14 protein-coding genes are annotated in these 22181 nt (G+C 60.0%); 12 read left to right on the top strand and 2 right to left on the bottom strand.

Going from position 1 to position 22181, the window contains the following annotated elements; translation table 11 throughout:
* The first annotated feature begins 89 nt into the window (after positions 1-89).
* From DGN21_RS12315 to DGN21_RS12275, 9 genes are all read left to right on the top strand, one after another.
* Positions 90-1100, top strand: coding sequence for a type IV secretion system protein (locus DGN21_RS12315; RefSeq protein WP_024937946.1), 1011 nt, complete (start codon positions 90-92; stop codon positions 1098-1100).
* Entirely contained in the window at positions 1097-1864 is a 768-nt protein-coding gene (locus DGN21_RS12310) for a TrbG/VirB9 family P-type conjugative transfer protein (protein WP_104542505.1), read from the top strand. Before DGN21_RS12315 ends, DGN21_RS12310 begins: the two co-directional genes overlap by 4 nt.
* Positions 1861-3033 carry a TrbI/VirB10 family protein gene (locus DGN21_RS12305; protein WP_024937944.1) on the top strand — a complete coding sequence of 391 codons (1173 nt, stop codon included), beginning with the start codon at positions 1861-1863 and terminating at the stop codon, positions 3031-3033. Before DGN21_RS12310 ends, DGN21_RS12305 begins: the two co-directional genes overlap by 4 nt.
* 14 nt (positions 3034-3047) lie before the next feature.
* Positions 3048-4088, top strand: a complete 1041-nt coding sequence (gene virB11 / locus DGN21_RS12300; protein WP_024937943.1) for a P-type DNA transfer ATPase VirB11 — start codon at positions 3048-3050, stop codon at positions 4086-4088.
* Positions 4089-4144: 56 nt separating this feature from the next.
* Entirely contained in the window at positions 4145-4975 is an 831-nt protein-coding gene (locus DGN21_RS12295) for a lytic transglycosylase domain-containing protein (RefSeq protein WP_164738908.1), read from the top strand.
* A gap of 58 nt (positions 4976-5033) precedes the next feature.
* Entirely contained in the window at positions 5034-5438 is a 405-nt protein-coding gene (locus tag DGN21_RS12290; RefSeq protein WP_024937942.1) for a TrbC/VirB2 family protein, read from the top strand.
* On the top strand, positions 5431-5742 hold the full coding sequence (locus DGN21_RS12285; protein WP_049818018.1) for a VirB3 family type IV secretion system protein: 312 nt from the start codon (positions 5431-5433) through the stop codon (positions 5740-5742). The genes DGN21_RS12290 and DGN21_RS12285 overlap by 8 nt, the downstream gene beginning before the upstream one ends.
* A gap of 105 nt (positions 5743-5847) precedes the next feature.
* The gene (locus DGN21_RS12280) at positions 5848-8304 is read left to right on the top strand and encodes a VirB4 family type IV secretion/conjugal transfer ATPase (RefSeq protein WP_104542501.1); all 2457 of its coding nucleotides are present in this window, start codon (positions 5848-5850) and stop codon (positions 8302-8304) included.
* Positions 8305-8668: 364 nt separating this feature from the next.
* The gene (locus tag DGN21_RS12275) at positions 8669-10285 is read left to right on the top strand and encodes an alpha-glucosidase (protein ID WP_126965985.1); all 1617 of its coding nucleotides are present in this window, start codon (positions 8669-8671) and stop codon (positions 10283-10285) included.
* Positions 10286-11088: 803 nt separating this feature from the next.
* Here DGN21_RS12275 and DGN21_RS12270 read toward each other — a convergent pair.
* Positions 11089-13848 carry a TonB-dependent receptor gene (locus DGN21_RS12270; protein WP_160954468.1) on the bottom strand — a complete coding sequence of 920 codons (2760 nt, stop codon included), beginning with the start codon at positions 13846-13848 and terminating at the stop codon, positions 11089-11091.
* A 312-nt stretch (positions 13849-14160) separates the two neighbouring features.
* Positions 14161-16239: a glycoside hydrolase family 97 protein gene (locus tag DGN21_RS12265; RefSeq protein ID WP_126965988.1), complete on the bottom strand. Its 2079-nt coding sequence runs from the start codon at positions 16237-16239 to the stop codon at positions 14161-14163.
* 242 nt (positions 16240-16481) lie between these two features.
* Between DGN21_RS12265 and DGN21_RS12260 the strand changes: the two genes are divergently transcribed.
* From DGN21_RS12260 to DGN21_RS12250, 3 genes are read left to right on the top strand one after another with little or no spacing between them, the layout of a single operon-like run.
* Positions 16482-18668, top strand: coding sequence for a Six-hairpin glycosidase-like protein (locus tag DGN21_RS12260; protein ID WP_126965989.1), 2187 nt, complete (start codon positions 16482-16484; stop codon positions 18666-18668).
* Positions 18665-20143, top strand: coding sequence for an MFS transporter (locus DGN21_RS12255; protein WP_126965990.1), 1479 nt, complete (start codon positions 18665-18667; stop codon positions 20141-20143). Before DGN21_RS12260 ends, DGN21_RS12255 begins: the two co-directional genes overlap by 4 nt.
* Before the next feature lie 11 nt (positions 20144-20154).
* Positions 20155-21816 carry an alpha-amylase family glycosyl hydrolase gene (locus tag DGN21_RS12250; RefSeq protein ID WP_160954490.1) on the top strand — a complete coding sequence of 554 codons (1662 nt, stop codon included), beginning with the start codon at positions 20155-20157 and terminating at the stop codon, positions 21814-21816.
* Positions 21817-22181: the final 365 nt, after the last annotated feature.

The raw sequence follows: 22181 nt of genomic DNA, 5'->3' as shown, positions 1-22181 counted from the left end.
CGGTGACTGAGCTCAAGCCTCCCATGTGCCCGCGCTCGTCGCGGCGATAGTTTCAGGCCTGACAAGGCCTTACGGTGACGGATCTAGACATGTTGCGTAAGAAGGTCAGTGAAAAGGACGGATCTGCCCAAGTGGGTGCAGCCGTCCAGAAAGCGGTGAACTACGAGGTGAGCATCGCCGATCTCGCGCGCCGCAGCGAAAAGCGTGCATGGATGGTAGCGACCGTTTCCATGCTCATTACCGTCATGACGGCCGGCGGCTACTACTACATGCTGCCGCTGAAAGAGAAGGTGCCGTACCTGGTAATGGCTGATGCGTATTCTGGCACCAGTACCATCGCCAAGCTCGAAGCGAATTTTGGAGGGCGTGCAGTTAGTACGAGCGAGGCGCTAGCGCGTAGCAATATTGCACGCTTTATCATAGCCCGCGAGTCGTATGACGCATCGACGATCAGCGATCGTGACTGGAATACGGTCGGATCAATGGCCGCCACAAGCGTACTTGCTGAGTATCGTGCGCTGCACGCCGCCAATAACCCGGCTAGGCCTTTCATCGTCTATGGAAGGAATCGAGCAATTCGTATCACGATCCTCAGCATCACTCTTATTGGCGGGAAAGGTAAGCCTTTTTCAGGGGCGACGGTACGTTTTCAGCGTAATATCTACGATAAAAGCTCTACGGTCAGCACGCTGTTAGATAACAAGATCGCGACAATGGAGTTTGTTTACCAAGATAATCTCCAGATGACCGACGAGCTGAGGGTGGAGAATCCGCTAGGCTTTAGAGTCACTGATTATCGCGTAGATAATGACTATTCGGCCCTGCCCGCGACTCCCGCTTCAGGCGCTCAGATGCTTCCATCAACGGCTGCAACCTCTCAGGGAGTTCCGGTAGTGCAGCCCGGAATGCCCGGAGCTGCTGCTTCGGTTGCGCCTAGTGCAGTGCCGCAGGGTACGATGCCTGTCCAGCAGGCTGCCCAGGCGCCTGCTGGTGTGCCGACTCAGCAACAGATGGCGCCAGCGACATATCCAAATCAGGCCCAGCCTGTGATTCAACCCCAGGGGACACCGAATAATGTCAATGGAGCGAGCGGTAGATGAATCTCTTTAGTCGATACAGGATGTCGCTACTTGCGCTGCTACCGCTTGCGTTGTGCGTGCCTTCCGCGACTGCACAGGTGGTGCAGGAATATGAGTATGCGCCAGATCGCATTTATCAGGTGCGTACGGGACTGGGAATTACAACACAGGTAGAGCTTAGTCCTAACGAAAAAATCCTGGACTACAGTACCGGTTTTACCGGTGGCTGGGAGTTGACTCGCCGCGAAAATGTTTTCTACCTCAAGCCAAAGAATGTCGATGTCGATACGAATATGATGATTCGTACTGCGACGCATTCATACATTCTTGAACTTAAGGTGGTGGCAACTGATTGGCAGCGTTTGGAGCAGGCCAAACAGGCCGGCGTCCAGTACAAGATAGTATTCACGTATCCCAAGGATGCCAGTTTTAATGGTCCTGAGGAGGCAGTGGCGGTTAAGGATGGCCCGCAACTGAATGCCAAGATATTGAAGGATCGCCGTTACTATTATGATTATGACTATTCGACGCGAACCAAAAAATCCTGGCTGATTCCGAGTCGCGTATACGACGACGGCAAGTTCACCTACATAAATATGGATTTGACCCGCTTTCCGACAGGTAATTTTCCTGCTGTCTTCGGGCGTGAAAAAGAGCACTCTGAAGACTTTCTGGTCAATACCACGGTCGAAGGAAATACATTGATCGTGCATGGCACCTATCCATTTCTGGTGGTTCGCCATGGCAGCAATGTCGTAGGTCTGCGAAGGAATAAGCAAAAGTGAACTCAAATACGCCAAACAACTCCGACGAGCGCATCCCCGGACGCGATGAGCAGTCTCGTGCAGAATACGACGAACGCGAAAGCAACCCATACTTTGCGCGTCAGAGAGCAGCCGAAGCTCCGGATCTTGATGCCAACGAGCCAGTGCTGCACTCCAACGATATCAAGCGGCTCAACCGCAAGGCCCTGGTGTTTTTGGCCGGTATCGCAGCATTGCTGATTCTCGCCATTTTTTGGCTAGTTTCACGTAGCTCAGGCAAACCGGAGACGGTGAAGCCGCGCGTTGAGACGGTCGTTGCGCCAGCGTTGCCGCAAAACATCACATCGTCTGTTGACCCCGACCCGGTACCGCTTGTGCAGCAGCAAAACCCACTGCCTTTGCCAACTGCGCCGCCTGAGTATAACGAGGAGCGCGTCATCGCTCCTGAGCGCGAGCGTGGTCCCACGTTGCTGGAGCGCCGTATTCTCGCTGAACAGGCAGCCGGACAGGGCCCGCAAGCTAGCAGTGGTCTGCTTGGCGCACAGCCGCCAGCAGATCAGGAAGACAAGCAAGTCACTTTGGCCAAGCCGATTAGTAATCCGGACGGATTGCTGGTTCGCGGAACATATATCCGCTGCATTTTGGAGACCCGAATCATCAGTGATTTCGATGGCTTTACATCATGTATCGTAACTGAGCCCGTATATTCGATTAACGGGCATAATTTGCTGTTGCCGAAGGGTTCAAAGATGCTTGGGCAATACGCAGCAAAAGAGCCGACTTCTCCTCGCATGCAGGTGGTCTGGGACCGTATCACGACCCCGACTGGCATCGACGTAATGCTGGAGGGGCCAGGTATTGACAATCTCGGTAGTGCGGGTCATCCAGGTCAGTATAACGCTCACTGGGGAAATAAGATTGCGTCCGCACTATTCATCAGCATGCTCAGCGACGCATTCAAGTACGCTGCAGCAGAATATGGCCCGGAGACAACCACGGTTGGTGTCGGCAGTGGTGTCATCACTCAGCAGCCGTTTGAAAGCAATACTGCCCGTAGTATTCAGGATATTGCCGAGCAGGCGGTCGCAAAATCCGGTCGCCGCCCTGCAACCGTGACGATCAATCAGGGAACGGTGCTGAACGTTTATGTGGCCAAAGACGTTGATTTCACAGCGGTGCTGCCAAGGTGAACGAAGGTGCCGTCATGACGATTGACGATTCTCCGCTTGCGCGGATTTCCAATGATTTTTTGGATTATCAGTACTCGGTGTTGGGAATTCTGGACTACCTGAATTCCCCCGAAGTTACTGAAATCTGCATCAATCGTCCTGGCGAAATCTATCTCGAAACCATCAACGGCTGGCAGCGCATGGACGTGCCATCTCTAACTTTCGATCGGGCAAGGCAGTTTTGTACTGCAGTTGTTAATGAAAGTAATACAGGTCAGCGTATTACTGATGCCGATCCAGTTGTGTCTTTGACGTTTCCAACCGGTCAGCGCGCGCAATTTGTGATTCCTCCTGCATGCGATGCCGGTAAGGTTTCTATCACAATTCGTTTGCCTTCCAAACATACCAAGACCCTTGAGCAATACAAGCATGACGGGTTTTTTGATCAGGTATTGGAGCAGGCAGCGGATGTCAGCGATCACGATCGTGAACTGCTTGAATTGCGCCGTAATAAGGATTATTCGGAGTTTTTTAAGAAATCTGTGCTTTACAAGAAGAACGTGGTTGTGGCGGGTGCAACCGGTAGCGGTAAAACCACGTTCATGAAGGCATTGGTCAACCATATCCCCAACGAGGAGCGCCTGGTCACGATCGAGGATGCCCGAGAACTTTTCATCAGTCAGCCGAACTCAGTGCATCTTCTTTATTCAAAAGGAGGGCAAAGCGCCAGCAACGTGACCGCGAAAAGCTGCATGGAGGCCTGTCTGCGGATGAAGCCCGACAGGATTATTCTTGCAGAATTACGTGGCGATGAATCGTTCTATTTCATCCGAAACTGCGCTTCCGGCCATCCTGGCTCTATCACGAGTTGTCACGCAGGAAGCGTGGAGCAGACATGGGATCAACTCGCGCTTATGGTGAAGGCTTCTAGCGAGGGTTCTGGTTTAGAATTCGAGGTGATCAAACGATTGCTGCGCATGACCATCGATATTGTGGTGCATATCAAGGCGCATGCGGGCCGTCGCTTCATCACCGGGATCGATTTCGATCCTGTAAGAACATTGCGGGGCGGCTGATCAGCCGCGAACAATTTACATCGATCGAATTTGAGGAGGCCGCTATGTTGCCTGGCATGGAGCTCATGGGATGCACTGGACTAGCCGTTCCCGGCGAGGTGATGCAGCATGTAGTACGTGTCGAATCCTCACGTAACCCTTACGCAATCGGTGTGGTTGGAGGCAGGTTGGTGCGTGAGCCGCGGGGGCTTGAAGAAGCGGTCGCTACTGCGCGGATGTTGGAGCAGAAGGGCTACAACTTTTCTCTTGGCCTGGGTCAGGTCAATCGCTATAACCTGCTGAAGTACGGACTGACTAGTTACGAGATGGCATTTGCCAAGTGCCCTAATTTGGTGGCAGCATCGAAGATTCTCGCGGAATGCCACTCCCGTTCAGGTGCAGATTGGGGTAAATCGTTCAGCTGCTACTACTCCGGTAATTTTGAAACTGGTTTCAAGCACGGCTATGTACAAAAGATTTACGCATCCATCCGGCAGTCGGTGGCTTCCGCGAGCGGTGCTGAGCCGATTGGGGTCATTCCTAATCGGCCGATCAAGATACGTAACGAGAATCCGGCGCGTCAAATTGCCGCAGGACTTGCAGATGCCATCGTTTCTCGTCGGATTCAAGACATGGCTGCACCTGCGCAAAATCAGGTGCAACGCCAAGCGCTGCCCGAAAATACACCCGCTGCCACTGCCGCTCCTGCGCAGCCTGCCGTGACCTCCTCGCCGATTCCAGCAGAAAGCGACCTTTACGTCATTCGGGCAACCGGACAGGGGCGCGGTATCGCTGTGCCTGCTGCAGGGGCGCAGGCCGCTGCTTCTGCTGCGGCTCGTCAAGTCGCGCCAGCTCCTGATCCCCCGCCACCTCGACAGTCTCAAGTAGACAGTGCTTTTGTGTTTTAGCAAGGATGAAAAATTGCCATCGGATGGTTCGAGTCCCCCTGCTCCAAGGAGATAGATTATGAAGTCAGTGAATAACAAACAGTTGGTTGCCGATGCCAAGATGGTCGGTATTCAGGCCCTGAAGGCCTTGCTCTTCACCTCAGCCTTGCTGGTAGCCGGTGGTGCTGGCGCACAGGTCGGTGACCTGGCAAAGACCGACGAAAAAGTTTGCGGTTTTCTGGATAACGTTAATACGCTGCTTACGATGGGTTCTGTAGCTGTTGTGACGATTGCGGTAATTGTCGCTGGTTATCAGATTGCTTTCGCTCACAAACGCATCTCGGAAGTGTCGCCGATTCTGATTGGCGGCGTGTTGATTGGTGCTGCCGGCCAGATTGCCAATATGGTGATTGGCAAGCGTGACAACCAGTGCACCGGTGAAGCGGCCATGGCGCTATTGCAAGCCATCCATCACTATGCGTAAAGATGTACTTTTTCGTGGGTGCACCCGCCCGGCGATGTTCTTGGGGGTCCCCTATATCCCATTCTTCGTCGGTGCTGGTGGTGGCCTGATGATGGGTATGTACTTTGATTTATGGTTCCTCCTTACTATTCCTGTTTTCATCTTCATCATGCAGCAAATGGCCAAAAGGGATGAAATGATTTTCAGGTTGTTAGGGTTGCGATGGTTGTTTCGGATGCGCGTCCGTAACCTGCAGCGCTATTCCGGGATGTGGGTATTTAGCCCTAACGAATATCGCAAGGTGCTTGCTGGAAAACGTCAGTAAACACCTGGATCTGCTCTATCAGCCCCATGCGCGCAAGCTGCATGGGGCTGGTGCTTATGTCGATTGCTTTTTTTTTGACGTTTCCTTCTTTAAACTGGTAATTCCATGTTAAGTCCAGATAGTCCGATCAGCGAATTCGTCTCCATTTCGACGCATGTGGCACCGTCGGTTCTAAAGACGACTGGTGGCGACTATCTGTTGATCTGGCATCTAGGTGGCCTTCCTTTCGTCGGACGCGACGAGTTCGAGTTGGAACAGCGTCACAACACGTTCAATCGCCTGCTTCAGACCTTACGTGCGCCAGATTTCGCGAACGTGGCATTCTGGGTGCACGACGTCCGCCGTCGTCGCAGGATTGGCAATACCAGTCGCTTCAAGCAGTCTTTCAATCAGGGGTTGTCCGACGAGTATTATGCTGCTCTATCGTCGCAAAAGATCATGCAGAATGAGCTTTACTTCAGCATGATCTACAGGCCGGTGGTCACTGGTCGTCGTCTTGTCGAAAAGTCTGGCGACCCGGAGCGCATCCGCCTGGAAGAAGAGCAGGCGGTAGCGAAGATGATAGAGCTCGCCACCAACGTGGAGGCGGTGCTGAAGGACTATTCGCCTTACCGGTTGGGCATGTATGAAGCCAAGAACGGTATTGTTTTTTCAGAGACGTTGGAGTTTCTTGGCTATTTGCTTAACCGGATTGATGAGCCTGTTCCTGTGTTGCAAGCGCCGGTGCAGGCATACCTTCCAGTTAGTAAGCACATGTTTGCTAATAAGACAGGTGACTTCGTCATTCGCACGCCCGATGGTATTAATCACTTCGGTGCAATTCTTAACGTTAAAGAATATGCTGATGGAACGTATCCGGGCATTCTCAACGGTCTGAAGTACCTAGATTTTGAGTACGTGGTGACGCACTCGTTTAGTCCTGTCGGCCGCCACGACGCGCTTAAAGTGCTAGAGCGTACGAAGGGTATGATGATCTCGTCGGGAGACAAGTCGTCCAGTCAGATTCGGGATCTGGATGTTGCGATGGATGACGTGGCTTCGGGCAATTTTGTGCTTGGTGAATACCATTTTACGATTGCTGTTTATGCCGACAGCCAAGAGAAGCTGGCCAAGCAGATCGCAACGACCCGTGCTGAACTATCCAATGCCGGTTTTGTCTCATCCAAGGAAGATCTCGCAGTAGCGTCTTCATTTTATGCGCAACTACCAGGCAATTGGCGTTTCCGTACTCGAATTGCCAATCTCAGTTCTCTTAACTTTCTCGGTCTTTCCCCGCTGCATAACTTTGCGCAGGGTAAGCAACATAACAATCCTTGGGGGGACTGCGTGACCACGCTGCAGACCACCAATGGTCAACCGTATTATTTCAACTTCCACGCCACCCATCCGGCCGAAAACTCGCTGGGCGAGAAAGCTATCGCGAACACGATGGTGATCGGCAAGTCGGGTACGGGTAAGACCGCGCTGATCAATTTTCTGTTGAGCCAGGTGCAGAAGCTCGATCCGGTTCCGACCATCTTCTTCTTTGACAAAGACCGCGGTGCTGAAATCTTTGTGCGTGCCTGCGGGGGCAATTATCTTGCGCTAGAGAATGGTGCGCCAACGGGCTTTAACCCGTTCCAGTGCGAACGCAACGAGGCCAACACGCAATTTCTGGCTGAGCTGATGAAGGTGCTGGGCGGCAAGTCGGAGTACAGTTCGCGCGAGGAAGAAGACATTTATCGTGCGGTGGAGGGCATGCTGGACACGCCGATGCATCTGCGCAGCATGAGCAACTTCCGTAAGAGCCTGCCGAACATGGGCGACGATGGGCTATATGCGCGCCTGCGCCGCTGGACTGCCGGCAATTCGCTCGGCTGGGTGTTCGATAATCCGGTGGACACCATCGACCTGACGCGCGCATCGATCATCGGCTTCGACTACACCGATGTGATCGATAATGCAGAAGTTCGTGTGCCGGTGATCAACTATCTGCTGCATCGGCTGGAGGCTCTGATTGATGGCCGTCCGCTGATCTACGTGATGGATGAGTTCTGGAAGATTTTGGACGGCAAGGGTGGGCTGAAGGAATTCGCCAAGAACAAGCAGAAGACCATCCGTAAGCAGAATGGCCTGGGTATTTTTGCCACCCAAAGTCCGGAGGATGCACTTGCCAGCGACATCGCGGCTGCATTGATCGAACAGACCGCGACCATGATCCTGCTGCCCAATCCCAGCGCCAGCCGCGATGACTACATGGAAGGGCTCAAGCTCACCGATGCCGAGTATCAGGTGGTGGTGTCGCTGGACGAGCGCTCGCGTTGCTTCCTGGTCAAGCAGGGCCATGCCTCGGCGGTGTGCCAGCTCAACCTGCGTGGGATGGATGATGCCCTTTCGGTGATTTCATCTTCAACCGACAACATTGAAATCATGCATCAAATTTTGTCGCGGAAAGCCGACAAGCTGGGTGTAAGCGTAGACCAGCTGACGCCGGAGCAGTGGCTGGAAGACTTTTATGCGAACCGAAAGGGCTCGGGAAAACGCAAGCGCGCCAAAGACGACGACCTTGAGAGTCGCGCATAACCTCTCCCCTGTAGACGCAACGTTTTTAAAGCCCGTCACGTATTGGTGTACGGGCTATATACTGATTGATTAAGATTTTTAGTAAATCGTATTTAGTGTCGTTTGCTCTAAGGTTGTTTCAGTCGCAGAACAACATTCCATATGCGACGGTTCGATTTTTTGAGTGAAGCTTCTTCCCTGCCATCTCCCTTGACGACGAGTGAGATGGTGCGCGCCATAATGTAAGTTTCTGAGGTATTTGCGCGTCGCTTCGTAGCGCTATGAATACGTATGCAAAAATGCCCCGCATGCGGTGGGCACAGCTACGCTAACGGACTTGGCTGAGCGTCTATTTGGCGCCCGCAATGGCCCGGGAGGGGCGTACATGTCGCAGACACCATGGTGGCGCGGGGCCGTCATCTATCAGATTTATCCGCGTAGTTTTCTGGATTCCAATGGCGATGGGGTGGGCGATCTGCCCGGGATCATTGCCAAGCTCGACTACATCGCCGGGTTGGGCGTGGATGCGATCTGGATTTCGCCGTTCTTCAAGTCGCCGATGGCCGATTTCGGCTACGACATCGCGGACTACCGTGCAGTGGATCCGCTGTTCGGGACGCTGGATGACTTCGATCGGCTGCTCGACAAGGCGCATAGCCTCGGTTTGAAGGTGATGATCGACCAGGTGCTGAGCCACACCTCGATCGCACATGCGTGGTTCCAGGAGAGCCGGCAGGACCGGACCAACGCAAAGGCGGATTGGTACGTGTGGGCCGATCCGCGTGAGGACGGGACGCCGCCGAACAATTGGTTGTCGCTGTTTGGTGGGGTGGCGTGGCAATGGGAGCCGCGGCGTGAACAGTATTACCTGCACAACTTCCTGGTGGATCAGCCGGACCTCAACTTTCACAACGCCGAGGTGCAGCAGGCGACGCTGGATAACGTACGCTTCTGGCTGGATCGCGGGGTGGATGGGTTCCGCCTGGATGCGATCAACTTCTGCTTCCACGATGCGCAGCTGCGTGACAATCCGGCCAAGCCGGCCGACAAGCGGGTGGGGCGCGGGTTCAGTGCCGACAACCCTTACGCGTATCAGTACCACTACTTCAACAACACGCAGCCGGAAAATCTAGCGTTCCTCGAGCGCTTGCGCGGACTGCTGGATCTTTATCCGAATGCAGTGAGCCTTGGCGAGATCTCGTCGGAGGACTCGCTGGCGACCACTGCCGAGTACACCGCTCATGGCCGCCTGCATATGGGCTACAGCTTCGAGCTGCTGGTGCAGGACTACAGTGCTGCTTATATCCGCGAGACGGTGAGCCGGCTCGAAGCCACGATGTTGGAAGGTTGGCCATGCTGGGCCATTTCCAACCACGACGTGGTGCGCGCGGTAACACGCTGGGGCGGGGCCGATGCATCGCCGACGTTTGCGCGGATGGTGGTTGCAATGCTGTGTTCGCTGCGTGGCTCGATCTGCCTGTACCAGGGCGAGGAGCTGGGCCTGGGCGAGGCAGATGTGGCGTTCGAGGATCTGCGCGATCCGTATGGCATCACCTTCTGGCCAACCTTCAAGGGTCGCGATGGCTGCCGCACGCCGATGCCATGGACGGATGCGCCGTCGGCAGGGTTCAGCAGCGGCAAGCCGTGGTTGCCGCTGGCTGAGGAGCATCGTGCGGCTGCGGTGAGCGTGCAGCAGGACGATCCGTTGTCCGTGCTCAGTGCGGTGCGACAGTTCCTGGCTTGGCGCAGGGGCGAGCCTGCGTTGCGCGAGGGCGCGATCACGTTCTACGACACGGCCGAACCTGTGCTGATGTTCCGGCGCGAGCACGCCGGCCAGGTGATGTTGCTGGCATTCAATCTGTCGGCCGGTGCAGCCGAGCTTGGGCTGCCGGCTGGCGCGTGGAAGCAGGTCGATGTGCCCGGCGTGGAGCGCGGAGCCATCGAACATGACCGCCTGCGCTTGGCCGGGCATGCAGTGGTTTGTGCGATCGAAGTTCGCTGACGGTGTGTCGCGCCAGCTAGCTGTCTGTGCGTGATTGTCTGGAACGCGGCGAGGCATTCCTTAGGGCAATGCCTCGCTTTTTTTTGAAGTGACGATTGCTTGGTTTGCCAAGCATTTATAGCGTTACGCCAGCTGTGCCGCTATGCCCAGTCGATCAGGTCCTTGCTCTCTGGATGAGACAGGGGGTGCTGTTCTCCATGCCAGTCGGGGTGGTTTGACTAAAAGGCTGCGCGTGGATGGCGATGGAGTGCGAGGACGTCAGCGTTGCCGGCGGCCTTGCAACGGCTTGGATTCGTGTTTGTGCAGGCAGGCGCTGATGGTGTCGGGAGATTGGCCCCGTTCCGGTGCGACAGGCGAATGCTACGGGCATGGGGGGCATGACTGGCGGACGATCCTGCGCGCTTTGCGAAGGGCAATGCGAGCTTGAATTTTGAAAATCTTGGATCAAAAGAAAACCCGCCGGTGTCACATCGGCGGGTTTTCTTTGGTCGATGTCGTCGTTTTGATCAGGAGAGCATTCGGTTCTTCTAATTAGAGGCCGCATCTTGAATGACGGCCCATGGAGCCCGGCAGAGCAGAACTGGCCCTGCTTGATTGGCGCGCGTTGCGCTTGTGCCGAACCCTCACCCCAACCCCTCTCCCGGTGGGAGAGGGGCTTTGGTGTCCCGTTGGAGAGGGCTGGCACCGGGGCCGGCCAGCCAGATGATGCGCCGGTTGTCACGTAGGTAGCGTAGCCACAGTTAGCAATGTGGCCACAGACAAAGATGTCGCCAATCAGCGCATCGTTTGCAGTTCACAGCTCATCAGAACTTGTAGTTGACGCCCAGCACGAAGGTGCGGCCCCATTCGATGTATTCCAGCGGACGGTCCTTGGTTTCGGCATAGGTGCGGTAGGGTGAGTTGCTGAGGTTGCTGGCCTGCAGCAGCACGGTCAGGCCGGCAAGATCGCTGCTGTCGTTGAAGCTGTAGCTGATCTGCGCATCGGTGATGTTTTCGCCGACCACGTAGCGCAGCGTGCGGTTGCCGTTGAAGTTGCCGATCTCGCCGATGAAGTCCGAGCGGCGGCGCTGGCTGACGCGTGCTTCGAAGCCCTTGTGCTCGTAGTAGGCGGTGAGGTTGTAGACGCGTTCGGACAGGCCGGGCAGGCTGATTTCGCCGTCACCGACACTGGAGGCGCTTTCCGGGTCGCGGATCTTGACGTCGCTGTCGTTGAAGGTGGCGCTGGCCTGGATGCCGAAACCTTCCAACGGAGCGAAGACCAGATCCAGCGGCAGCGAAGCGGTGAGTTCGACGCCGCGCAGGGTGCCGCCCTTGCCGTTGAACGGGGCGCTGAAGGTGCCGGTGGTCAGTACTGGCGCCGAGCCCGGCGGCGGCACATAGCCGGCCACCAGCGCGGAGAAGTCGTAGTTGTCGCGGCTCTGGGTGTAGATGTAGCTCTTCAGGTCCTTGTAGAAGAACGCGGCGGCCACGTAGGCGCGCTCGGCGAAATACTTTTCGTAGGAAAGGTCGATGGCGTTCGCGCGCCAGGGGTCCAGCATCGGGTTACCGCCGCTGGCGCCGGGGCGGCCGGTGGAGGTGTCGACGCCGAATTCCAGCGAGGCGCGCAGCTGATCCACGCGTGGGCGTGCGACCTGCTTTGCCATCGCGAAGCGCAGTGTCTGTTCGTACGGGAACTGGAAGGCCAGATTCAGGCTGGGCAGCCAGTCGCGATAGGTCTTGCCGTCGTCGATCGGGCGCACTTCGCTGCCTGCCGGCTGCGATGCGTCCCAATAATTTGCGCGCGAGGATTGGTCGGCGCTCTGCAGCTGCACGCCGATATTGCCGCGCACGCCCACATCGCCCCATTCGGTATCGAGATTGGCGCGCAGCCAGGCGGTGGTGATCTTCTCTTCGACGGTCCAGGCCTTGGACACCAGGAACGAGGCATCGTCGCTGGGATTGAACAGCATATAACGCGAGACCACCGCAGGGACGTTCCAGGCGGGCAGGGCACCGATGCCGGCAAAGCCCAGGTTGACCGGCGCATATTGCAGGTCCGATGCGATGGTGGATTCGCCCTGCGCGCCAAGAGTGATGTTGCCTTCCGGCTGGGTTTTCTGTTTTTCACGATTGGCGTAGTTGACGCCGACATCCAGATCCGAGAACCAGCTCAGCGCTTCGGGCATCGGGAAGCTGGCCTGCAGGCGTGCGCCCTTGAGCACATCTTCCACGCTCGGCACCTTGCCGTAGCCGGAGCCGTAGATGGTGTTGGTCAGAAACAGCTGATCGGGATTGGAGTAATCCATTCCCGGCGCAAGCTGGGAGAAGCCGTTGCCGACAACCGTTACGCCGACGGTATCCAGCTGCGGCATGGGCGCACGCTGGAGATTGTTTTCCAGGTTCAGTTCGTCGCGCGTGGCCTTGGAGTAATTGAGATCGGCAGTGATCTTGACCGCACCGGCAGTGATCTCGTTGTTCCAGCCGAACGCATCGATGGTGTCTTCGCGCTTGTTGTACATGCCGCGGACTAGCGGATAGACGCCACTGGCATCGCCGCCGGTGAAGCTGTTGCTGTCGTTGACGCGCACGTTGCTGATGTTCAGGCCCGGCGTGTAGCCACCGTTGTAGTTGCTCAGGTTGAGCTCGAACTGGTTGGCGGTGTCGATCTGCTCGGCCTTGGTATGGAAGGCGTCGAGCGTGCTGGTCCAGGCGTTGGACGGCCGGTATTGCAAGGTGGCCATGACGCCGTCGCGCTTCTGGTTGCCGGTGCGGCGCAATGCCTTGATGCCGTCGGAAAAATACACGCCGTCGGCCACGCCGGGGCGCGGGCGTTGTGCGTTGACCGGCTGCCATGGTTCGTACAGGCCGACCTGATTTTCCTGGATCGGCATGTCGGTGTGTGCGTAGCCGATGGTCAGGCCGATGGTGCGGTCGGCGAACTGGTCGATGTAGCTGACATTGAAGCGGTTGCCGTAAGGATCGACATTGGCGGCCTTGCCCAGCGAATTGCGTTGGTAACGGCCACCGATGGCGATCACGCGCTCGTTGTAGCTGAGCGGGCGCGCAGTCTGCATGTCGACGGTGCCGGACAGGCCCTGGCCGACCAGGCCGGCGTCGGGCGTCTTGTAGACGGTGACACCGCTGACCAGTTCGGACGGGTACTGGTCGAATTCCACGCTGCGGTTATCGCCGGTGCTGACCACTTCGCGGCCGTTGAGCAGGGTGGTGGAGAAGTCCGGCGACAGCCCGCGCACGCTGATGACCTGTGCGCGACCGGCCACACGTTGCGCCGCCAGGCCAGGCAGGCGCGCGAGCGACTCAGCGATGCTGACGTCGGGCAGCCGGCCGATATCTTCGGCCGAAATGGCTTCCACGATCGAGGTCGAATCCCGCTTGACCGAGATGGCACCTTCGATCGCGCGGCGCAGGCCGGTGACCTGGACCTTGTCCAAGTCGGTCACCGCGCCGGCGGTTTGTTCGGTGTCGGTTGTTTGCGCCGGCGTTGCCGACTGCGCGGCAGCCAACGTCGGTGCCATGGCAACGGCCAGGGCGATACTCAGCGCAGAGCGCTTGTGCTTCAACATTTTCCCCTCCCAGGTACATGTTGTTCTTTGATTTTTCGATCCGGCAGACGCCTGGATGCATTGCATCGCGCGCCACGACGGACGTTACGACTGCGACGTATGGTAGACACGGCACCTGGGTGCAAACGGGCACTGCATACGTATTCACTCCGGCTGATTGCGCTGGAATCGATTCCACGCCAGCTTTGCTGCGGCGCGGTACGCTCCTGGCCTGTCGTGAGGAAACGCCAATGCGCAATCTGCAGCGGTTGCGGTGCCGTTGCGTGATGCACTCGGTCGCGTTGAAGGGCTCCTCAGCCCGTTGCGACCAAATCAGCGCCTGCCATCCACCGGCACGAAGCGAATCGCCTGCCCACCACCTGGCGCAAGACGCAGCTCCAGCGTATCGGCACTGCTGACCTGGCGTTGTTCGCTGACAAAGGCGAATGGGTTGCTGACATAGTCCGCACCGTCGCCGTCGCGATAGATCTGCGCGGTGTAGCGCACGCCCGGCTCAAGGAATCCGAGCGGCACCTGTAGCAGCCGGCCATGCTCGTCGGTGATGCTGCCCAGGAACCAGTCGCGGCTATGCCGATCCTTGCGCGCGATGGTGACGTAGTCGCCGACTTCGCCATTCAAGGCGCGGGTCTGATCCCAATCCACCGCCACGTCCTCGATGAAGCGGAAGGCATCGCGGTGCTGCAGATAATGCTCGGGAAGATCGGCGGCCATCTGGATCGGGCTGTAAAGCGTCACGTACAGCGCCAGCTGGCGCGCAAGCGTGCTGGGAATCGCCTGGCCGTTGCGGCCTTTCAGGCTGAGGATGCCGGGCGTGTAATCCATCGGCCCGGCGAGCAGGCGGGTGAACACCAGGTTGACCTCGTGCTCGGGCGGATTCGGTGGCTGGCCCCAGGCGTTGTATTCCATGCCCCGCGCGCCCTCGCGCGAGATCCAGTTGGGATAGGTGCGGCGCAGGCCAGTGTCCTTGATCGGTTCGTGCGCATTGACTGCGAGGTGGCGCGCGGCAGCTTCCTGCACCACGCGCAGATGATGGCGTGCCATCCATTGGCCGTCGTGCCATTCGCGCAGCGGTGTGCCGCCTGCCGGGTTACGACGTTCCACCTGGCCGTCGTCGCAGACATAGCCGGTCTTGACCGAGTCCACGCCGAACCGGGCGTACAGGTCCATCGCTTCGGCAATCTGGTCTTCGTAATGATCCACTGCGCACCCCGTTTCATGATGGCCGATCAGATGCACGCCCTTGCCGGCGGCGTATTTGCTCAGCGCGGGCAGGTCGAAATCCGGTGTCGGCCGGGTGAAATCGAAACTGCCGCCGTTGCCGAACCATTCGCCGTCCCAGCCCGGATTCCAGCCTTCCACCAACACGCCACGAAAGCCGTGTGCCGCAGCGAAGTCGATATAGCGCTTGGTGTTGGCAGTGGTGGCGCCGTGTGTCGGCCCGGTCGCCCAGGTTTGCTGGTTGAGATGCATGGACCACCACACCCCGACGTATTTGGACGGCTTGACCCAGGTCACATCGCCCAGGGCGTTGGGCGCGTTGAGGTTGAGGATCAGGTTGGACTCCACCAGCCCGGTGGCCTGGTCGGCGATCTGCAGCGTGCGCCACGGCGTATCGAACGGCAGCTTGCGCCGCACCTTCCAGCCTTCGGCGGCGGGCGACAGCTGCGCGCGCAGGCGCCGGCCTTCGGTGCGGCGCAGCCACATGCCGGCGTAATCGACCAGCGCCGCTTCATGCAGCGCGACATGCAGCCCGCTGTCGGTGCGCAAGGTGAGCGGCGTATGTGCCAGCGCGACCTGGTTCAACGGCGTGCGCTGATACAGGTATTCGTAGTGGATCGGCTCGCCTGCCGGAATCCACCATGCCTCGGACGGTTGCGCGATGGCGAATTCGGTGACTTCCTCGTCGATGATTGCTTCGCGCAATCCCGCCTGCTCGGGAAAGTGATAGCGCAGGCCGATGCCATCGTCGTACACGCGCAAGATCACGTCGAAGCGGCGTTGCGCGCCGCTGCGTTCACCCAGGCTGACGCTTAGTTCGTTGTAGTGGTTGCGCACCAGGCGCGTCTCGCCCCAGGGTTGTTCCCAGGTATCGTCATGGGCTTGGCGTGCTTGCGAGAGGACGACCAGGCCGCGGTCCAGCCGGCCGTCGCGCAACTGGAAACCCAGACGCGAGCGTTCCAGCACCGGCTGGCCCATGCGTTGCACGCGGTAATAGGGCGTGCCGCCGTCCACTTCCAGCGTGACCTGCAGGACGTTGCCGGGCGAATCGGCACTGATGGCGATTCGCTCGGCCTGCGCGATGCCCGCAAGACTGCCAAGCAACAGGACAAGCAGTCGCGCACTGCATGCGGCGCGCGCTATCGAACGCACGCGATGTGAAACCAGCGGCATATCCCCTCCCAAGGCGGCCGTTGCGTCAGCGGCGACTATGCAGCGCTGCGGCGTGGATGGGCCATGCTGCACTGCGGCCATTGCCATGAATACGTATGCATTGATGCGGAACCGCTGAGCGCGCGTCTACCATGGCGTCACGGCACCTGGGAGGGTCCGCGCCCGTGGCACGCCAGTGCCGCGCACTACAACGCGTGCAACGAGGGAGGGAGGCCGACGGTGCAAGCCGTCTGGCCGCTTCGATGCTGAAGATGATCTGCATGGCTGCAACGCTCGGCGTTGCGGCAAACTCGCCGGTGTTGGCCGATGAGCTGGAATTCCAGGGCCGCCGTGCGCAAGCGCAGGCGCTCGAAGACGGCGGTTTCGTGTTGCGCTGGCCGCAGGGCGAGCGCCGCATCGGGCCGCAGCCAATGCGCACCCATACCGCCAGTCCGTTGTTCGACGCCCTGTTCGCCATGGCGCAGCAGGAAATGGCCGACGACCGTGTCGAGGCGATTCGCGATCCGGCCTTCAACGACGGCAAGCCGGTGCCGTGCGCGTGTTTCGAAACCGGTGAGCGCTGGCCTTACGTATGGACGCGCGATGTCAGCTTCGCCGCCGATCTGGCGTTGGCGCGGCTGGAGCCGGAGCGCACGCGCAATGCGCTGCGCTTCAAGCTGTCGGCGGCGCGCGATGGGCAGACGCCAGGGGTGTTTGTTGCGCAGGACACCGGCTCCGGTGGCAGCTGGCCGATCAGCAGCGACCGCGTGGTGTGGTTTCTTGCCGCGCGCGGCCTGCTGGATGACAAGGCGTTCGCTGAAGACGTCTGGGAGGCGTTGCAGGCCACCCTCGCGCAGGATCGTGACGCGGTCTTCGATGCGCAGATCGGCCTCTACCGCGGCGAAACCTCGTTTCTGGATTGGCGCGAGCAGACCTACCCGGAGTGGACGCGCCAGGATGTGCGCTTCATTGCCGAGTCCTTCGCCCTGTCCACCAACGTGTTGCACTACCAGGCCCTGCGCCTGGCCGAGCAGCTGGCGCGCCAGCATGGCGATGCGCGTGCGTCCAGGTACGCCCAGTGGGCCGATGCGCTGCGTCAGGCCATCGCCACGCGCTTCTGGGATGCGCCCAGCAATCAGTATGTGAGCTATCTGGGCAATGCGGCGCATCCGGTGCGCTATGCCAAGGTCGATCTGCTCGGCGTGTCGCTTGGCGTGCTGGCCGAGGTGTTTCCGAAGGAGCGTGCGCGTGCCGCGCTGCGCGGGTATCCGCTGGTTGCCGGCGGCAGCCCGGTGGTGTGGCCGGAGGACGCCGAACAGCCGATTTATCACAATCGCGCCGTCTGGCCCTTCGTCAGTGCGTACGCGCTACGCGCCGCACGCCAGCTGGACGACGCGCCGCGCATTGCGCTGGAGCTGCAGTCGTTGATGCGCGGCAGCGCGCTGGCTGGCTCCAACATGGAAAACTACGAGATGCAGAGCCTGGCGGTGCATGTGGAAGAGGGGCCCCGCAGTGGCCCGGTGGTGAATTCGCCGCGCCAGTTGTGGTCGGTTGCCGGCTATCTCTCCGCGGTGCTGGAAGGCGTGTTCGGCATTGGCGCCGATGGCAGTGTGACGCCGAAACTGCCGCGTACGTTGGTGCCGTTGTTGTTTGGCGATCGCCAGCAGATCGTGCTTGAACAGGGCGCCCGACGCTATGTGCTGCAGCGGCCGACGGCGAGTGCGGGTGAGTTGCTGGTGGCGGGGAAGGTCGAGCAACAAGGCCAGACCACGTTGGTGCATCTGATCGGTCGCAAGGCCGATACCACCGCCCCGCCGCAGCCAGGCCAGGTGTTCGCACCCAGCACGCCGGAGGCGCCCGTCGCGCAACGGCAGGGCGACGGCCATCGCATCGTGATTCCGGCTGGGACGACGCTGTACATGGATGGGCATGCGTTGGACGCCACGCGGCACTTAGACCTGCGCGAGGACGGCCGGCTGCACGTGCTCAGCCTGACCCGCCGCGCCGATGGCCTGGAGTCGCTGCACAGTCCCGCGTTGACGCTCGGTGCGTTGCAGGAAGTCCCGGGCAGCGAGGCCTGGGTTTGGACTGCCACGCGCGCGGGCCAGCATCGCGTATCGCTGCGTTATCGCAACCCCAACGGGCCGATCAATACCGGCGTCACTGCGGCGGTCAAGCGGCTGCTGCTGGAATGCCCGGGGCAGGCCACGCAGTCGCAGGTCGTGGTGATGCCGCATAGCGTGGGCGAGCAGCTGTCCACGCAGGTCAGCTTCACTGTGGTGGCCGGGCAGCAGTGCAGGTTCCGGCTGGAAGATGGCTTCAACATGAGCGCACTCGCGCATTTTGCGCAGTACAACGGCGGCCGCGGTGGTCGCGATGGCGTGGTCAACACCGCGCAGGTGAGCGCGCTGCTGGTCGGCCCCGCAGCGAGCACGGAGGCTGCGCAATGACCGCCAAGCCACGCCTGAGTTTCTGGCAGATCTGGAACATGTGTTTCGGCTTTCTCGGCATCCAGTTCGGTTTCGCGCTGCAGAACGCCAACGCCAGCCGCATCTTCCAGACCCTGGGGGCGCAGGTCGACGATGTGCCCGGTCTGTGGATCGCCGCACCGCTCACCGGTCTGATCGTGCAGCCCATCATCGGCTACCTGTCCGACCGCACCTGGACGCCATGGGGGCGCCGGCGTCCGTATTTCATGGTCGGCGCAGTCTTCACCACACTGGCCTTGCTGGTGATGCCCAACGCACCGATGCTGTGGATTGCCGCCGGCACGTTGTGGGTGCTGGATGCATCGATCAACATCTCGATGGAGCCATTCCGCGCCCTGGTCGGCGATCAACTGCCACCGGCGCAGCGGCCCACCGGCTATGCGATGCAGAGTTTCTTCATCGGGGTTGGCGCGATTGTGGCGAGTTTCCTGCCGTGGTTGCTCACGCATTGGGGCGTGGCCAATACCGCGCCGCCGGGGCAGTTGCCCGACAGCGTGCGCTACGCCTTCTACCTCGGTGCCGCGGTGCTGTTCCTGTCGATCAGCTGGACGGTGCTGCGCACGCGCGAATACAGCCCGCAGCAGCTGGCCGGTTTCGACGATGCGCATCCGTCGGTAGCGGCTGCAGCGATCGCCGGCACCTTGCCACCGCAGCGTGCGAGCGTGCTCTGGTGCGGCATCGGTGTGTTGCTCGCCGCTGCGATCGCCTGGCAGCACGGCGACCGCATGCTCTACGTGCTGGCCGGCCTGTGCATCGCCTACGGTGCGCTGCTTGCGTTGGCGCGCGTGCTGCCATCGACCGGCATGCTGGTGGCGATCGTGCAGGACGTGCGCAGCATGCCGCTGACGATGCGACGCCTGGCCTGGGTGCAGTTCTTCTCCTGGTTCGCGCTGTTTGCGATGTGGATCTACACCACCGCCGCAGTCACCCAGGTGCACTTCGGTGCCAAGGACACCGCATCGGCAGCCTACAACGAAGGCGCGAACTGGGTGGGCGTGTTGTTTGGCGCCTACAACGGATTTGCGGCGTTGGCGGCATTGGTCATTCCACTGCTGGTGCGTGCGATCGGCCTGCGCTGGAGTCATCTGTGCAACCTGTGGCTGGGTGCGGCCGGGCTGTTGTCGATGCTGGTGATCCGCGACCCGCAGTGGCTGCTGCTGTCGATGCTGGGTGTCGGCTTTGCCTGGGCCTCGATCCTGTCGCTGCCCTATGCCTTGCTGTCCGACAGCGTGCCCGCCGCCAAGATGGGCGTGTACATGGGCATCTTCAATTTTTTCATCGTGATTCCGCAGCTGGTCGCGGCCAGCGCACTGGGCTTCGTGCTGCGCGTCTGGCTGGGCGGTCAGCCAATCCATGCGCTGGCCATCGGTGGCGCCAGTTTGCTCATTGCCGGTGTGTGCGTGGCGCGGGTTCCAATGGCCTCGGGAGGGCAGTGATGCGGCAGGTGATGATGGCTGGATTGATCGTATCTGCAGGAGCAGCGAGCGCGGCGGCTGCACCCGGCGATTACTACGGCACGCTGGAACCGTTCGCTGCCGACGCGGTGTATTTCGTGGTGACCGACCGTTTCGTCAATGGCGACCCCGGCAACGACCAGCGCGACCAGGGCGGTGCGCATCGCACGTTCGATGTGCCGACGCCTTGCGCAGATGGAGTCGGCGACAACATCGGTTACCTGGGGGGCGACTTCAAGGGCATCGTCGAACATGCCGACTACATCCGCGACATGGGCTTTGGCGCGGTGTGGATCACGCCGATTGTCGACAATCCGGATGAGGCCTTCACCGGCGGCAAGCCGATCAGCTGCGGCAGTACGCTCAGCGACCACGGCAAGACCGGCTATCACGGCTACTGGGGCGTGAATTTCTACAAGCTCGACGAGCATCTGCCCAGTCCGGGCCTGGACTTTGCCGGCTTCGCCCGCGCCATGCATGCCAACCGCTTGAAGGTAGTGCTGGATATCGTGGGCAATCACGGCTCGCCGGCCTACAGCATGCCGGTGGCGCAGCCGGGCTTCGGCAAGCTGTACGACGCCGATGGCCGCCTGGTCGCCGATCACCAGAATTTGCCGCCGGCGCAGCTGGATCCGCAGCACGTTCCGCTGCACGCGTTCTACAACACCGGCGGCGGCCTGGCCGAGCTGTCCGATCTCAACGAAAACAATCCCGCCGTGCTCGATTATCTGGCCGGCGCGTATCTGCAGTGGATGGAGCAGGGCGCCGACGCGTTCCGTATCGACACCATCGGCTGGATGCCCGACCGTTTCTGGCATGCCTTCGTGGCGCGCATCCGCGAAAAACGTCCGGGGTTCTTCATGTTCGGCGAAGCCTTCGATTACGACGCCAGCAAGATTGCCGGGCATACCTGGGCGCGCAATGCCGGCGTCAGCGTGCTGGATTTCCCGTTGAAGCAGCAGCTGTCCGCTGTCTTCGGCCATGAGCAGGCCGGGTTCGAGAAGCTCGCCGCGCCGCTGTTTCTGCGTCGGGGGCCGTATGCCAATCCGTACGAGCTGATGAGTTTTTACGATAATCACGACATGGCGCGCCTGGATGCCAGCGACACCGGCTTCATCGACGCGCACAACTGGCTGTTTACCGCGCGCGGCATCCCGGTGATCTATTACGGCTCGGAGACCGGCTTCATGCGCGGGCGCGCCGAACATGCAGGCAACCGCAATTACTTCGGTGCCGAGCGCATCCGCACTGCACCGGATAGCCCGATTTTCGGCCCGTTGCAGCAGATCGCGCGGCTGCGTCGCGATATCCCGGCATTGCAGCGCGGCGTGCAGGTGGATGTGCTGCTACGCGGGGATCACGCGGCATTTTTGCGGGTCTATCAGCATGCGGGCGCCAGCCAGACGGCGTTGGTGCTGCTCAACAAGGGCGATGCGGCGGCGAACATCGAGGTGACGCGTTTTCTGCAGCCCGGCACCTGGCGCGACGCGATGAGTGGCGAGCAGGTGCCGGTGCAGCGTCGGCTGCTGGCGCCGGTGCCCGCGCATGGGGTGCGGGTGCTGCTGTCGGACGCGCCGATCACCGACCCGGATTTGCGCAGGCAGCTCGACGCGCAGATGGCCGAGCAAGCCGCGCGCGATGCCCGCAACCGGTAGGAGCGCCCCCGGGCGCGATGGGGCATTGCCGGGAACGCCCCGTCGCGCCCGGGGGCGCTCCTACGAGGCATCACATCGCGGGCTGTCGCGCACGCTCCAACGAATCCCGAATCCCGAATCCGGCCGACGCTGATTTCGATCCTGGTCACGCTGCGGGCCGCGACAGCACGGGGCCGCCCGCAACAGGTAGGAGCGCACCCGGGCGCGATGGGCGTTGCCGGGAACGCCCCGTCGCGCCCGGGTGCGCTCCTACGAGGCCTCAATGGCTGCAGCCGACCCCGCGCAGCCTGTCGCGCACGCTCCAACGATTCCCAATTCCCAATTCCCAATTCCCAATTCCCAAATCCCAATTCCCAAATCCCAAT

This window comes from Xanthomonas sp. MLO165 (assembly GCF_018831305.1).
Classification (GTDB): Bacteria; Pseudomonadota; Gammaproteobacteria; order Xanthomonadales; family Xanthomonadaceae; genus Xanthomonas; species Xanthomonas arboricola.
This window is presented reverse-complemented; position numbering and strand designations above follow the sequence as displayed.

Excerpts from the sequence above, each read along its gene's own strand:
- DGN21_RS12255 (WP_126965990.1), top strand. The coding sequence starts at position 18,665 with ATGACCGCCAAGCCACGCCTGAGTTTCTGGCAGATCTGGAACATGTGT.
- DGN21_RS12250 (WP_160954490.1), top strand. The coding sequence starts at position 20,155 with ATGATGGCTGGATTGATCGTATCTGCAGGAGCAGCGAGCGCGGCGGCT.
- DGN21_RS12270 (WP_160954468.1), bottom strand. The coding sequence starts at position 13,848 with ATGTTGAAGCACAAGCGCTCTGCGCTGAGTATCGCCCTGGCCGTTGCC.
- DGN21_RS12315 (WP_024937946.1), top strand. The coding sequence starts at position 90 with ATGTTGCGTAAGAAGGTCAGTGAAAAGGACGGATCTGCCCAAGTGGGT.
- DGN21_RS12285 (WP_049818018.1), top strand. The coding sequence starts at position 5,431 with ATGCGTAAAGATGTACTTTTTCGTGGGTGCACCCGCCCGGCGATGTTC.
- virB11 (WP_024937943.1), top strand. The coding sequence starts at position 3,048 with ATGACGATTGACGATTCTCCGCTTGCGCGGATTTCCAATGATTTTTTG.
- DGN21_RS12265 (WP_126965988.1), bottom strand. The coding sequence starts at position 16,239 with ATGCCGCTGGTTTCACATCGCGTGCGTTCGATAGCGCGCGCCGCATGC.
- DGN21_RS12295 (WP_164738908.1), top strand. The coding sequence starts at position 4,145 with ATGGAGCTCATGGGATGCACTGGACTAGCCGTTCCCGGCGAGGTGATG.
- DGN21_RS12290 (WP_024937942.1), top strand. The coding sequence starts at position 5,034 with ATGAAGTCAGTGAATAACAAACAGTTGGTTGCCGATGCCAAGATGGTC.
- DGN21_RS12260 (WP_126965989.1), top strand. The coding sequence starts at position 16,482 with ATGCTGAAGATGATCTGCATGGCTGCAACGCTCGGCGTTGCGGCAAAC.
- DGN21_RS12310 (WP_104542505.1), top strand. The coding sequence starts at position 1,097 with ATGAATCTCTTTAGTCGATACAGGATGTCGCTACTTGCGCTGCTACCG.
- DGN21_RS12275 (WP_126965985.1), top strand. The coding sequence starts at position 8,669 with ATGTCGCAGACACCATGGTGGCGCGGGGCCGTCATCTATCAGATTTAT.
- DGN21_RS12280 (WP_104542501.1), top strand. The coding sequence starts at position 5,848 with ATGTTAAGTCCAGATAGTCCGATCAGCGAATTCGTCTCCATTTCGACG.